The 13,811-nt window shown below is 33.8% G+C and carries 15 protein-coding genes; all 15 read right to left on the bottom strand.

Annotated elements, in window-relative coordinates; all coding sequences use genetic code 11:
• Positions 1–410: 410 nt before the first annotated feature.
• Positions 411–1,670, bottom strand: coding sequence for a helix-turn-helix transcriptional regulator (locus BN1225_RS01945; RefSeq protein ID WP_041138159.1), 1,260 nt, complete (start codon positions 1,668–1,670; stop codon positions 411–413).
• Positions 1,671–1,822: 152 nt separating this feature from the next.
• Positions 1,823–3,061: a helix-turn-helix domain-containing protein gene (locus BN1225_RS01940; RefSeq protein WP_074434785.1), complete on the bottom strand. Its 1,239-nt coding sequence runs from the start codon at positions 3,059–3,061 to the stop codon at positions 1,823–1,825.
• Positions 3,062–3,063: 2 nt separating this feature from the next.
• Positions 3,064–3,264, bottom strand: coding sequence for a hypothetical protein (locus BN1225_RS01935; protein WP_041138157.1), 201 nt, complete (start codon positions 3,262–3,264; stop codon positions 3,064–3,066).
• Between the two features lie 222 nt (positions 3,265–3,486).
• Entirely contained in the window at positions 3,487–5,091 is a 1,605-nt protein-coding gene (locus BN1225_RS01930) for an amidohydrolase (protein WP_041138156.1), read from the bottom strand.
• A gap of 121 nt (positions 5,092–5,212) precedes the next feature.
• Positions 5,213–5,893 carry a 5'-methylthioadenosine/adenosylhomocysteine nucleosidase gene (locus tag BN1225_RS01925; protein ID WP_052466221.1) on the bottom strand — a complete coding sequence of 227 codons (681 nt, stop codon included), beginning with the start codon at positions 5,891–5,893 and terminating at the stop codon, positions 5,213–5,215.
• Positions 5,894–5,936: 43 nt separating this feature from the next.
• Positions 5,937–7,322 (bottom strand): asparagine--tRNA ligase, encoded by a 1,386-nt coding sequence (asnS, locus tag BN1225_RS01920; RefSeq protein ID WP_041138155.1) that lies wholly within the window; start codon positions 7,320–7,322, stop codon positions 5,937–5,939.
• A 285-nt stretch (positions 7,323–7,607) separates the two neighbouring features.
• The gene (locus BN1225_RS01915) at positions 7,608–8,261 is read right to left on the bottom strand and encodes a redox-sensing transcriptional repressor Rex (protein ID WP_041138154.1); all 654 of its coding nucleotides are present in this window, start codon (positions 8,259–8,261) and stop codon (positions 7,608–7,610) included.
• A gap of 44 nt (positions 8,262–8,305) precedes the next feature.
• Positions 8,306–9,301 carry a tRNA (adenosine(37)-N6)-threonylcarbamoyltransferase complex transferase subunit TsaD gene (gene tsaD, locus BN1225_RS01910; protein WP_041138153.1) on the bottom strand — a complete coding sequence of 332 codons (996 nt, stop codon included), beginning with the start codon at positions 9,299–9,301 and terminating at the stop codon, positions 8,306–8,308.
• Positions 9,301–9,741 (bottom strand): ribosomal protein S18-alanine N-acetyltransferase, encoded by a 441-nt coding sequence (rimI, locus tag BN1225_RS01905; RefSeq protein ID WP_041138152.1) that lies wholly within the window; start codon positions 9,739–9,741, stop codon positions 9,301–9,303. Before rimI ends, tsaD begins: the two co-directional genes overlap by 1 nt.
• Positions 9,735–10,316: a tRNA (adenosine(37)-N6)-threonylcarbamoyltransferase complex dimerization subunit type 1 TsaB gene (tsaB, locus tag BN1225_RS01900; protein WP_041138151.1), complete on the bottom strand. Its 582-nt coding sequence runs from the start codon at positions 10,314–10,316 to the stop codon at positions 9,735–9,737. The genes rimI and tsaB overlap by 7 nt, the downstream gene beginning before the upstream one ends.
• Positions 10,313–10,765 carry a tRNA (adenosine(37)-N6)-threonylcarbamoyltransferase complex ATPase subunit type 1 TsaE gene (gene tsaE / locus BN1225_RS01895; RefSeq protein ID WP_041138150.1) on the bottom strand — a complete coding sequence of 151 codons (453 nt, stop codon included), beginning with the start codon at positions 10,763–10,765 and terminating at the stop codon, positions 10,313–10,315. The genes tsaB and tsaE overlap by 4 nt, the downstream gene beginning before the upstream one ends.
• A gap of 55 nt (positions 10,766–10,820) precedes the next feature.
• Entirely contained in the window at positions 10,821–11,360 is a 540-nt protein-coding gene (locus tag BN1225_RS01890; RefSeq protein WP_041138149.1) for a DUF402 domain-containing protein, read from the bottom strand.
• A 759-nt stretch (positions 11,361–12,119) separates the two neighbouring features.
• On the bottom strand, positions 12,120–12,659 hold the full coding sequence (locus BN1225_RS01885) for an energy-coupled thiamine transporter ThiT (protein ID WP_041138148.1): 540 nt from the start codon (positions 12,657–12,659) through the stop codon (positions 12,120–12,122).
• Positions 12,660–13,103: 444 nt separating this feature from the next.
• On the bottom strand, positions 13,104–13,610 hold the full coding sequence (locus BN1225_RS01880; protein ID WP_041138457.1) for a YcxB family protein: 507 nt from the start codon (positions 13,608–13,610) through the stop codon (positions 13,104–13,106).
• Positions 13,611–13,627: 17 nt separating this feature from the next.
• Entirely contained in the window at positions 13,628–13,807 is a 180-nt protein-coding gene (locus BN1225_RS01875; protein WP_041138147.1) for a hypothetical protein, read from the bottom strand.
• Positions 13,808–13,811 lie beyond the last annotated feature (4 nt).

The following is a 13,811-nucleotide window of genomic DNA, read 5'->3' as shown; positions in this document are numbered from 1 at the left end:
TATTACTTCACAAGACAGAACAAACAATATAAGTGCGAATAGGTTTGGGAAAAGAATAAGTTTTTAAGTGTCATTAGGTATAAAATAAGGGTAATCATTACAATTACTATGAAGACTCTTTTCCCTTAGAGTTATGAATTGTCTTATAAAATAAATGCCCACTTCTTGACTACGATAATATCATCATCTTTTCGATAACTCAACAATTTGGCAGGTCGTTGCAACAGGAAACGCAAAAACCGTCGAATTAAAAAGTAAAAAGAATGATTTTATAATTCACTAAAAAATAGGATATTTTTTAAGAAACTTTTCAACAAACTCTCTCTTACTTATCTATTCTATTTCTTTATAAAATTTACTCAACTTTTTTTAATTATTTTATTAAAAAAGGGTATTCTATTCAATACCCTCTACCCATTTTGCAATTTTTTACGATAATAATCCGCATTTTTATAGTCTTGATGATATTCGTAATGCTCAATCAGAAATTTATAAATATTATTTCTGCTGTCAACATGCATCGTTGTCTCATGCTTCTTCAAGCAATATAATAGCTTTTGTTCAGCTTTAACACTGTATTTCTTATTCAACATTAATTCTAACCAGTCAATTAAGTATGGAAAGGCAATACCAGAATTCTTAGCCCTTCTTCCTTTATCCAAATATTCTTTACATTGATTTCTTAGGTCAAGTTTGCGACTAGGACTTTCACAATCCATTGCCAGCTTAAAACAGCAATAAGCTGTAATGAAACATAAATCATCGTCAATATCTAATTTCTCAGCAATCTTATAACGTTTGATTGCATTTTCATAATCATTCATCAGATAATATGTCCATGCAATGTTGCGTAGCAAGATATAATCGTAAATATGTACATTATGTTCTTTGGCATATTCTAAAGTGTTTAAATCTTGTTCAAGAGCCAATTCATAATCTTTCATTAATCGTCTACAGTTTGCTTTAGTTATAAATAAAGCAATTAAACGAACCTTATTATTAGAATTATTAGAATAAACGATAGCTTGATCCAAAGTTTTAATTACTGTTTCTGTTTTCCCAAAACAACCATATATAATAGCTTTGACATGAAATAAAAATGAATCGATTAAATCATTTTGTTCAAATTCACTTTCAATAAATTCACAAATATCTAAAGCCTCATTGTATTTTTTGAGAAAATAAAAATAGTTCATCTTAGATATGTAAAATATTTTCTGATAGTAAGGACTAAAATATTTGATTATTTTTTCAAAGACATTAATATATTTCTTAACAAATTCCATTTCAATATTTTTCACAGAGTATACAAATAATTTGATTAGCATAAACATTGGATAAGCAACAGATTTGACAATCTTACTAGACGGTGTTTCAAACCATTCTTTAGGATACTCTTCAAATATTCTATAAAAAATCAATAAATATACCAGTTCTTTTGATAACTCTATAAAGTCATTTAATGGCTCCTCACCTAAAGATAAATCAATATCGAAACGCTCTTCCAATAATTTTATATTATCCTCTGAAGCCATTATTATTCCATTTTCGATTCTACTCAAATTACTTTTACTCATTAAAATTTGATTTGATAATGCTAAGCCGGTTAACCCCGCTTCCCTTCGTTTAAATATAATAAAAATTCGTTCGTTATAAGTTAAAGTTCTCATTGGTTTCTTCCTTTTTTATATTTGATATTATCAAATAATTTAACAATTTAATGTTAAAACATACAGTATGTTTAACTCATATATAGTTATATTATATATTATTTAGAGAAACTTATCTATACAACAAACTGCAATTATTATTTATGCAACTCTTAATCATCAGATAATAATAAAGTTAATTTTTCTTCATAAAAAGATACTTTATCCCATTCTTGATGAACAGAATAATGGTCAATCAGCAAAATATAAATATTCTTTATACTGTCTATATGCATTGTTTCTTTAAATTTTCGTAAACAATACAATAATTTCTGTTCAGCTTTTTTACTATATCTCTTATTAAGCATAAGTTCAAGCCAATCTAACAAATAGGGAAAAGATACTCCTGAATTTTTAGCCCGCCTTCCCCTCAATAAATATTCCTCACATTGCTTTCTTAAGCCTAAACGATAACTACAAAGTGCTTTCATAAAACATAAATCATTATCTATATCATATGTCTCAGCAATACTATAATATTTTAATGCACTTACATAATCTTTTAATAAATAATATGTCCAAGCAATATTTCTATTTAGAATATAATCATATATATGAACATTATGACCATCACTATATTCAATAGTTTCCTGATCAATGATCAGTGCTTGTTTATACTCACCTCTTAAACGTTTATAATTTGCTTTTGTAATATTTAATGCAATTTTTCTAACAATATTATTTGTTTTCATTGAATAAAATATTGCTTCGTCCAACGTTTTTAATGTCATTATCTTTTTTCCAAGGCATCCATAAGTTATGGCTTTAATATGATATAAATATGAATCTAGCAATTCATCATGGCTATAATTTTCTTCTATAAAGTCACACAATAATATTGCATCTTCATAATTTTTATTAAAATACTCAAAATTCACCTTTGACATATAAAATAATCTACAATGTTTTTCATCAAGATAAGGTGTCAGCCTTTCAAATACATCTAAATATTTACCAACAAATTTATGCTCAATATTTTTTACTGAATAAACAAATAATCTAATTAACATAAAATAAGGGTATGCAACTGACTTAAGCACATTATTATGTGTACATTCTAATTTATCCTTAGAATATTCATCAAAAAGTTTATAAAAAATCAACATATTTATGATTCTATCAGCTACCACATTGTATTCGTTTAAATATCTTTCTCCCAATGAAAAGTTAATAGAGAATCGCTCCTCTAATAATTTCTCATTTTCATCAGAAACCATTATTTTGCCATTCTCTATTCTACTGAGATTACTTTTACTCATATGGAGTTGATCTGCTAACTGACTAACGGTCAATCCACACTCTCTTCTTTTAAATATAATTAAGAGTCTTTCGTTAAAAGTTAAATTTCTCATTATTAACCTAAAGGTCCTTCTCCATTGTCAAGTGGCTTAATAGTACCGTCATCATGTGTATGTGTACATCCTGCTCCTGTTTCTTCGTTGTATCCACATTCAGCATCATGTTGATGATCACATGGAATACCACGGATAGGATCAAAACTACATACTCCCAATACTAAAGCTACGACTGCTAGATTTCTCAATAATTTCTTCATATCATTTTCCTCCTCAAAATAATTTTACGACTAGATTATATATTATAACCAAAAATTTATCTATAGCTTATTGTAGAAACTTGACAAAAGTGCAACGATAAAATCAAAAACTATTAAATGAGATCAAGTTTTGTTTAACAATATCAACAAATAAAATAAGAGGTTAATGATTGGAAATCATTTCACCCCTTATTTTGGTTATATTTTAGAAACTATTTTAGGTTAACTCTTGTATATACAACGTCCATTCAGATAAGTTGCAAGTACTTTTATATCTTTAATTTTAAAAGCATCTGTCTTAAATGGAGACTGTTCTAAAACAACGAAATCAGCTGCTTTTCCGGCTTCTATTGACCCTTTTAAATTTTCTTCAAAAGAGGCATAGGCTCCATGAATTGTGAAAGATTGTATTGCTTCTTCGACATTCAAAGCTTGATCGGGAATATAAGGCCCTTGTCCATGAGTTGAACAACGAGTAACAGCACACTGCATCCCTTTTAACACGTCAGGCAGTTCTACCGGACAATCTGAACCGTTTGAAGCATGACTGACATCAAATAACGTTTTGAATGCATAGCTTGTTTGTGCACGTTCATGTCCTACACGATCTTCTACGATCATAATATCGTAATCTAAGAAGATGGATTGTATATACGCCTGAAGTTCCAATTCTTTAAATTTATCTAAAATATCAGGTCGAGTAATTTGACAATGAACAATACCATGACGATGATCTGTTCGCGGATGTCTTGTCAAAGTTCTTTCATATGCTTCAATAATCATATCTGCTGATTTATCTCCAATTGAATGGATGGCAACCTGCATTCCATGACTTGATGCATAATCTACCATTTCATTTAATTCATCTTGAGTAAATACCTGAACTCCGGTACGTGAGGGATCATCTGCATAAGGAACAGACATTAAGGCAGTCCTAGCACCTAAGGAACCGTCAGCCATCAGCTTTAATGGACCAATTTTGAAGTATTCTGTCCCTATTCCGGTATTATAGCCGTCATTTAAAAATTCTTTTAAGGTGTCAAGTTTAGTAAAATGGGATTGTTCATAAAGTTTTATTGTCATCTTGTTTTCTTCATCTAATTCTTTAAATGCCTGAAGAATATCTTTATAGTTTTCAAAAACAATTAAATCATCGGATTGTGCAGATGTAATGCCATATGTGTTCAATGCATGAAACGCTTTAACAAGCATTGTTTTTATTTCTTCTACTGTAGGTTGTGGTACTTTACTGTAAATAAGATTTAAAGCATTTTCTTTAAACACACCATTCAACTGATTATCAACGACTTCAAACTCTCCTCCAACAACAGGTTCCATATCTGGTGTTAATCCTAAAAGTTCAATTGCTTTTGAATTGCATACTAAAACATGACCACAGGCACGAGTGATTAAAATAGGGTGTTGTGTAGACACTAAATCAAGATCATAGCGAGTGGGAAAACGATGAACATCACTAAAGAAATCATGATTCCACCCTCTCCCTTTCACCCAGTTGCCTTCAGGAATATGGTTCTTTTCAATATAAGTCTTTAAACATTCTAATACGTCACTAAGCGATGTAGTCGCATTGGCTAAGTTTGCCATATTCAATGTATATCCAAAATTCAAAACATGCATATGACTGTCATTAAATCCTGCAGTGACAAATTTATTTTTAAGATCAATAACGGCTGAGGCTTCATCAGCATGACGCAAAGCTTCTTCATTAGTTCCAGCGTAAAGGAATTGATCATCCTGTACGACAAAGGCTTCACAGAAACCTTGAGTAACGGTATAGACCTCTCCATTGATATAAATTGTTTTCATGATCTGCTCTCCTTTATATTCAATCTACTTAAATTTTAGCGTATTTTAATATAAACTGCCAGTAATTTATGTTTTATCATACGTTTACACACTAAAAAAGCACATTGCTGTGCTTAAATCTTTATAACAATTCATTATCTAACAAAGATAAAATAACCTGTGCAGCCTGACTTGAGGCTTTTTCTTCGTTTTCTTCATAAGTGTCAACAGCTTCATTTCCTGCTTCATCACTGGCACAACGAATAATTAATAACGGAATATCTTCTAATTGACATACTTGTCCGATCGCCGCACTTTCCATATCAACCATTTCTGCCTGATAAGTTTTTGCCAAAAGATTGGCTTTTGCTTCATCAGCAATAAAACTGTCTCCGCTTATAATACGTCCCGTTTTGGCAGTAATTCCCATTGTTTCGATATGTTTCAAGGTTTTATCCACTAATCCCTTATCACATTGAAAAACGCTTAAATAGGGCGGAAATTCAATCATTTGCTGGGGATCAACATCATGATAAGTTACCTCTTTTGCAACAACAAGATCCAGGGGATGTATATTGTTTCCAATTCCTCCGGCAATCCCGCTGTGGAGAATGCACTGAGGCTGCTTCGTATCAATCAAATGTTTTGTACAGTAAGCAGCATTGACTTTACCACAACTTGTGATTGCAAGATAAATTTCATATTTTTTATAGTATCCAAAATAAATCTTTAATCCATGGTTATCACTTTGTTCAACTAACCCAAAGTGTTTAATATAATCGATTGCTTCAATAGTTAAAGCGGTTATAATTCCGATTTTCATCCTCTTCTCCTTTTAAAAAAAGCGGTCATTTAAAATGAACCGCTTAGAATTTTAAGTTTCTTGGTGTACGTGGATAAGGCAGTACATCACGAATGTTTTGAACTCCGGTAATATACATCACTAAACGTTCAAACCCTAATCCGAATCCGGCATGTTTAACCCCACCGTATCTTCTTAAATCCATATACCATTGTAATGATTCCTGATCTACACCCATTTCATCCATACGTGCAGCTAAAACGTCGTAGCGTTCTTCTCTTTGACTTCCGCCAACTAATTCTCCGATACCCGGAACTAATAAATCCGCTGCCGCCACTGTCTTTCCATCATCGTTGACACGCATATAGAAAGCTTTGATATCTTTTGGATAATCTTTTAAGAATACCGGACCTTTAACAACTTCACTGCATAAATATACTTCATGTTCACTGGCAAGATCAATTCCCCATTCTACTGGATATTCAAATTTCTTACCAGATTTAATTAAAATATCTACTGCATCACTATAGCTTAAACGTTTAAATTCAGAGTTTAAAACATGGGTCAAGCGATCCAATAATGTCTTATCGATAAATTGGTTTAAGAATTCCATTTCTGCGGCTCCGTTGTCCAATACATATTGAATACAATATTTTACCATATCTTCAATAAGATCCATATCATCATCCAAATCAGCAAACGCAATTTCCGGTTCAATCATCCAGAATTCACTGGCATGGCGGCTGGTATTAGAGATTTCTGCTCTGAAAGTTGGTCCGAATGTATAAACATCTCTAAATGCTAAGGCAAAAGATTCGACATGTAATTGTCCTGAAACTGTTAAAGAGGCTTTCTTTCCAAAGAAATCATCTTCATAGTTACCATCATTTCGAGTTGTCACGGTGAAAGTTTCTCCTGCTCCTTCAGCATCGTTTCCGGTAATAATTGGAGCGTGAATATAGACAAATCCTTGATCTTGGAAAAATTCGTGGATTGCCATTGCAAGTAATGAACGGATTCTAAACACAGCCATAAATGTATTGGTACGAGGTCTTAAATGTGGCATCTCTCTTAAATACTCCATACTATGGCGTTTCTTTTGCAGCGGATAATCTTCATCACAATCTCCTTCGATCGTGATTTCAGTAGCTTCGATTTCGAATGGTTGTTTTGCGTCCGGTGTCAGCTTGAATTTACCTAAAACTTTTAAAGCTGCTCCGGTTTTTACTTTTTTAATTTCATCAAAGTTTTTTAAACTTTCTTCTAAATAAACAATTTGTGCATTTTTAAAATATGTTCCATCATTTAATGCAATAAATCCTACTTTCCCATTATCACGATTTGTACGTACCCATCCTTCGATTTCAACGTATTCCAATGATTCACTTTCTACGATATTTCCTGAAATGACCATTTCATATAACTCTCTGATTGTTTCAAACTCAAACATGGTTTCTTCCTCCTTTGTAAATAAAAAAGTCGCTCCTAAAAAGGAACGACTAAGCGCGGTACCATCCTTACTTCATCTTTGAATAAGATGCTCTCTAAGCTTTAACGCCGCTAAGCGAGATAGTCTACTCACATTTCTCCTACCTAGTTCATTGAGTGTTACATAGCATCTAAGTGTTTTGCTTTCACCATCCAAAACTCGCTTAATAAAAGTTGATGTATGCTCTCAAATCATTACTTGTACCTATATTATTACCATCTTCCTAAATATTTATCAATACTTTTTTTACAATTCCTCTTCTGCTTCATCGTTTAGATGCATTTTGATTGCTAATTCCTGAATAGCGACAACCACATCCACTGTTTGCACCTCAACTCCGGGACGCACAGTAAAATGTGTATGTGTGAAATCAACGATTCCTTTAATTCCCAAATCCATCAAACGATTGACTGTTTCTTGTACATTTTGTGAAATTGCCAAGATCGCAATTTTACATCCTTTAGGGAAGTTTCCTTCCAAATCATCAATATTATAAAGTTTTACTCCGAATCTTTCTCCCATTTTATTTGGATCTAAATCAAAAGCACATACAATTTGTCCCACTGTGTACTGCCAGCGATTATACTTTAAAATGGCACTTCCTAAATTTCCTACCCCTATTAAGATAATAGGTTCATGTAATCCTAATCCTAACACTTCGTTAAAGATATCGATCAAATGCTTGACATCATACCCTTTTCCTCGGCGTCCTAAATTCTCTGTTTTAGAGAGATACGTAAAATCACGTCGGATCGTTGTATCTTGAATCCCTGTGGCTTCATAAAGTTCACTTGATAGAAACACTTCTTTTCCTTCATGCTGCATTTTACGCAGTGCTTTTAGATAAATAGGATATCTTGACATGGTGGCTTTCGATATTTTTGGCATTTTTTTATCCATCAAATCATCCTTTCTTCCTCTATTTTACCTAAATTCTATAGTTCTTACAACACCAAACTTGGTCTTGCACTCAGCTTTAGGTCTGCAAAGCACTTTTGATCGTACATATAGCTTCCTGCCATAGCGATCATGGCAGCGTTATCCGTACAGCACCATAATGGCGGCAAAATAAGTTCAATAGGTTCTTTTTCAAAAGCCGTGGTCAAATCGGCTCTTAATTTAGAGTTAGCACTTACCCCACCGGCAACAATGACCTGTTTAACATCATAAGCCTTGGCGGCACGTAATGTCTTACTGACTAATATTCCCAGTGCCGCTTCTTGAAAAGAACATGATAAATCTTCTTTGTTCACTTCTTCATGGCGCTGATCCATTTTATGTACCAGATTGATTACCGCTGACTTTAATCCGCTGTAAGAAAAATTATAGGTATCGTCATCTAATGGTCTAGGCAATGGATAAATCGGCTTGCCATGTTTAGCTAAACGATCAATTTCCGGTCCGCCCGGATACGGCACATGAATGACACGGCCAACCTTATCATAGGCTTCTCCAATAGCATCATCCAAAGTTGTTCCGATAATCTCAAACTGAAGATGGTCACGCATGTAGACAAGTTCAGTATGTCCCCCGGAAACAACCAGTGCCATCAATGGGAATTTCAATTCACTGACTAACTGATTAGCATAGATATGCCCGGCAATATGATGAACCCCAATTAAAGGCTTGTCAAAGGCATAAGCTAACGTTTTTGCAGCTTGCATCCCAACATGTAAAGAGCCGATCAATCCCGGTCCGCGAGTAACTGCAATCGCATCGATTTGCTCCATCGTCACCTCTGCTTTAGCCAATGCTTCTTTAATAACATAAGAAATATTTTCAACGTGCATACGACTGGCTAATTCAGGCACAACTCCTCCATAAAGTTTATGAGTGGCAATTTGGGTGGAGACAACATTTGCCAGTAATTCTTTTTTATCTTTTAAAATAGCTGCTGCGGTTTCATCACAGCTTGATTCAATCGCAAGGATAATCGCCATTATTGTTTCACCTCTTTCATCATTAAATGTGCATCCTCAATAGGATCTGTATAATAATTCTTTCTCACTGATACCTGCTTAAAGCCAAAAGATTCATATAATGAAATAGCCGGTATATTGCTGAAACGAACTTCTAAGGTAAAGATAGGAGCATTATTCTTCACTCCATCTTCTAAACAATATGCAACGAGCTGTTTGGCATACCCACAGCGCTGATATCGTTTTCCGACTGCTACATTGGTAATCTCGACATAAGGATTTTTGATCCAATAGCCAATATAGCCTACGATTTCATCCTCTATACTTAAAACAACATAGGTAGCGAATGGATTTTGAGTAAGTTCAAATAAGAAGTCTTCTTCTTTCCAAGGACTGCTGAACAGTTCTTTTTCTAATGCCAAGATCAAAGGTAAATCTTCCGCCTGCATCTTCCTCAACATTGTTTCTTTGCCTCCACCCCTTTGATATAAGTTGGAACTAAACAGTCACAATCTTCAATATAAGGTGCTTTTCTGCTTAATAAATAGAGATTGTCACATAAAGGAATCTCATCGACTAAAGCTACTATAGGAAAATCAGGATGTTCATTTTTAAATGTTTCAAAAACTTCTGCTTCCATTAAAGTATCTTCCATTAACGGTTCTCCGTTTTCATACATGCCTACATAGAATTTATTTCCTCTGGCATCAATGATTGAGATTGCCTTTTGATCACCCGCAAGCATCGCTAAAGAAGAGATTGCCTTTAAACGAATTGGCATGACTGCACTTAATGTTTTCGCTATAGTCATTGCAATACGAACTCCGGTATAAGAGCCCGGGCCTAAAGAAACAACCATTTCACCGATATCTTTCATTTGCCAATGCTGTCCGTCCATCAAATCCTTTAATACCGGAATCGCAAGTTCAGACTGCTGTTTCAATGCTTCCAACTGACGACAGGCTCTCAGCATGCCATCTTCATATAATGCAATCGCTAAATAATGATTCGATGTATCCATCACGATCGTTCTCATGCGAGCACCTCCTTACATAATGTTTCATAAGCCAATCCATGTGGGATAAATTCAATAGTTCGTGTTTGTTCGTCTATATATTGAAGGTTGATCTCCAAATATTCTTCTGGAATATCTTCCTGCATATATATTGGCCATTCAATGACACTAAGGGCATCACTGTCAATATATTCTCCAAATCCCAAATCTTCATAGCCATCTTCCAAGCGATAAGCATCAAAATGATACAACGGAAGACGTCCGCTGTGATACTCTTTTAATATCGTAAAAGTAGGAGAATTGACAATCTCTTTTACTCCTAAGCCTTTCGCAAGTCCCTTTGTAAAGGTGGTTTTGCCGGCACCGAGATCTCCTGTTAATAAGATGACAGCATGTCCGTTGATTGCCTGTCCTAATTTTAATGCGATACTATTTGTCTCTTCTACACTATTGAGAGTTACTTTATACATATTATCACCCACCTCATTTTAACAAGTTTTATAAAAGAAAAAAAGTAGAATACCACTACTTTTCCTTCCGTTTAAATTCCTGATACACATGATACCAATGTTCACTAAATCCATGCTTGAAAGGCCCACTGGATGTTTTTGCCATCTCGATCAGCTCTTCTAACTGTGACCTCAAAATAATATCTAATTCATCAGGATAATGCATTTTGCGCTGATGTTGACGGTACTCCTCTTCATCCAGCACTTTGTATTTACAATCAGGAAAAACTTTTAGATCCAGATCATAGTCAATATATTTTATTGCTTCTCCATCCCAAAGACTGGGACTGGCTAAATTACAATAGAAATATACTCCATTATTCCTTATCATACAAATTACATTATACCATTCATGGTTAGGAAAATAACAGATTGCTGGTTCCCTCGTACACCAGACTCTACCATCCGCTTCTGTCACCAATGTTTTGACATTGATGACAATCGTATGATCCTCATTTGCATCAAGAACTAAACCTTTAGACCAACTGCGATGAATCTTTCCATCATGTTTATAACTGTGGATAAGCACTTCATCCCCTAATTTAGGTTTATTCATGACCTGCCTTCTTTCTATAACGTAAATATTATACACAATTTACAGATAAATAGATAGTCTCAATTTTATTTATCGAAGATGGTTCTTAAAAAACAAAAAAATGGTCCCGGATATACAGTTTCATCAAGGTGTATTCCACCATTTGCCGATAGTCGGAACTTTCCTTTTCTTTTATATTCTTTATTTTCTGCATATCTTCTTCCATTTTTTGTTTTAAATTCGTGTAATAACTCGAATACACGCTTATTTTAACAAAGGCAAAATGAAAAAACTGTCGAAACAACGTAACAATTCAAAGATATTTGATAAATTTAATACGTTTTTAGTATTCCTTAGGTTATTTCCTCTTATCCCGTTTTCTGCCTTTGTGCTTCTTTTAGTTTTCATCCCCATGATTCCCTACTAAAAAAAGACTTTATTATTAGTTTTGTCCCTCTCACCTCCACGGTATCATTCTAACAGAAGTTTATGTTTCGATAAATAGGTAAGTGTGTCTACACATTTCTTCCTTATTTGTGTTTTTATTTGAATATCTTGTCAGATTATGTCTAAAAAATTTATTTATGTATTAAAAAAAGCAACTTTATGATAAAGTTGCTTTTTCAACTCATTTAGGGAAGCAGATTTTGAATTTCACATTTTTACTCCGTTTGACCCACTGTTTACTGCATAAATCCCCTAAATTTCATTACTTATTTCCATTACCCCCTCATTATAGCAAATCTCACTATGAATGATAGTGGCAGGTGTGTATAAACACTACAGCTTGACAACCTTCTTTAATTTTGGTAATAAAATCATCACTAAAACGAAACAAACCGCTAAAGTTGCCAGATTATAAGGTAAATTATAGATAAAAGAATACCAATATTTACTCATACCGGCTGGAGTATTTTGATAAAAAAGGAATACTCCGGAAAAATAATGGGATAAAAATTTCAGTACCATTGCAAAACCAATTCCGATTGGCAGCTCCCAGCCATTTTTTAAACGTACATTTTTAATGATGGCGGCTAATCCGCATACGCCAAAAGGAATAACATAATCTAAAGCAACAGACCACCATCCCCAAAAAGTGGCGATACCGACTGCGAATAAAACAACCGAAGACCCGATACCGACAATGATGCCGCCTTTAACCCCTAAAAGGTACGACGCTAAAAAGATTGCGATCAACGAAAATGAAACATTTCCGCCAAAAGGCATTCCCGGTATTGCGCGATTGACAAATTCCATAGCGACTTCTAAGGCGATGAACATTGCAATATAGCTCATCCATAATACTTTTTTGTTTTTCATACTTTCTCTCCTATCTTTAAATAATGCCATCGCCAAATAAAAAAGCTTTCCACCATGGGAAAGCCAATAGATCCTATTTAGCTCTCTCTACGCTGGTATTATCCAGTATCAGATTCTAAGGGTTGAACATAGTTCTCTCAGCAGATGCACCCCTGGCACGTATTATGATAGAGCCAATGAACCAAAATAGCAAGTTTTTTTATTCAAATGATAAAGAGAAATCAACTTATCTGAATAGGTAAGTATTCATCGTTAAGTTTGCCATTGCATCATATAAACACCAATAGGATATCACAAATTCCAAAACTAAAAAAAGCACAACAGGTATACTGTCATGCCTGTCCCCTTACTAAGAAGGAACGTTCTTTGATTATTGATAAAATAAAGCTGAATTCGATGCAGACTAGAAACACTGTAATTCAAGAGAAATGATCATAATGCACATTAAATATGTTCAATGGTGTTTAAGTTGAACTGTACAATTTCCTCAAAAGTTTGTCTTTCATTTTGGCTTTTAAAGACTCTTTTGGGAATTAACGTATATATTCGTGGTCTTTGAATTAAGTAATAAAAATCATCGTTCTCCTTTAGCACAGAATAAATGTTCCACTTCATTTCCGATGCAATGCTTGGGGTTTTAAAATAAAGAGAATCTTTTGAGAATGTCAGCGTATATTCTTCATGATATTTCTTCGTTTGTTTGAATCTAAGGATAGGCAATAAAAAATATACATAGCATCCCATTGCCGTTACAATAATGACTGTCCCAAATAGGATAATACTAAACAGGCTAAACGAAGAAACCAACATGTATACGATCGAAAACACCAAAAATAAAGCTGCTAAAGCAAGATCATATTTATGTAAGATTTTATCAGCGATCAAATATTGCCTTTCCGCTTGTACATATTCTTTTTGAGTATATTGAAATTTTAATTCTACTGTTTCCAAAAAAATACCTCCATTCATTATATTACACTCTTCCACTGCCCCTCATCCGCCAAAAATGAACAGCCTTTTCTATACTCTAACTTCAATCTGCCAATGCTGTCAAGATATTCATGTATTTTCATATTGCTGCCTAAATCTTTATGGAATCGCCCGCCGCTCATTCTAAAACAAACAAGATTAAAACGCTCTCCCTTCATCCAT

It is taken from the genome of Beduini massiliensis, assembly GCF_000829905.1.
GTDB classification, from domain to species: domain Bacteria; phylum Bacillota_I; class Bacilli_A; order Erysipelotrichales; family Coprobacillaceae; genus Beduini; species Beduini massiliensis.
Note: the sequence above shows the minus strand (reverse complement) of the source record. Positions and strands in the feature narration are given on the sequence as shown.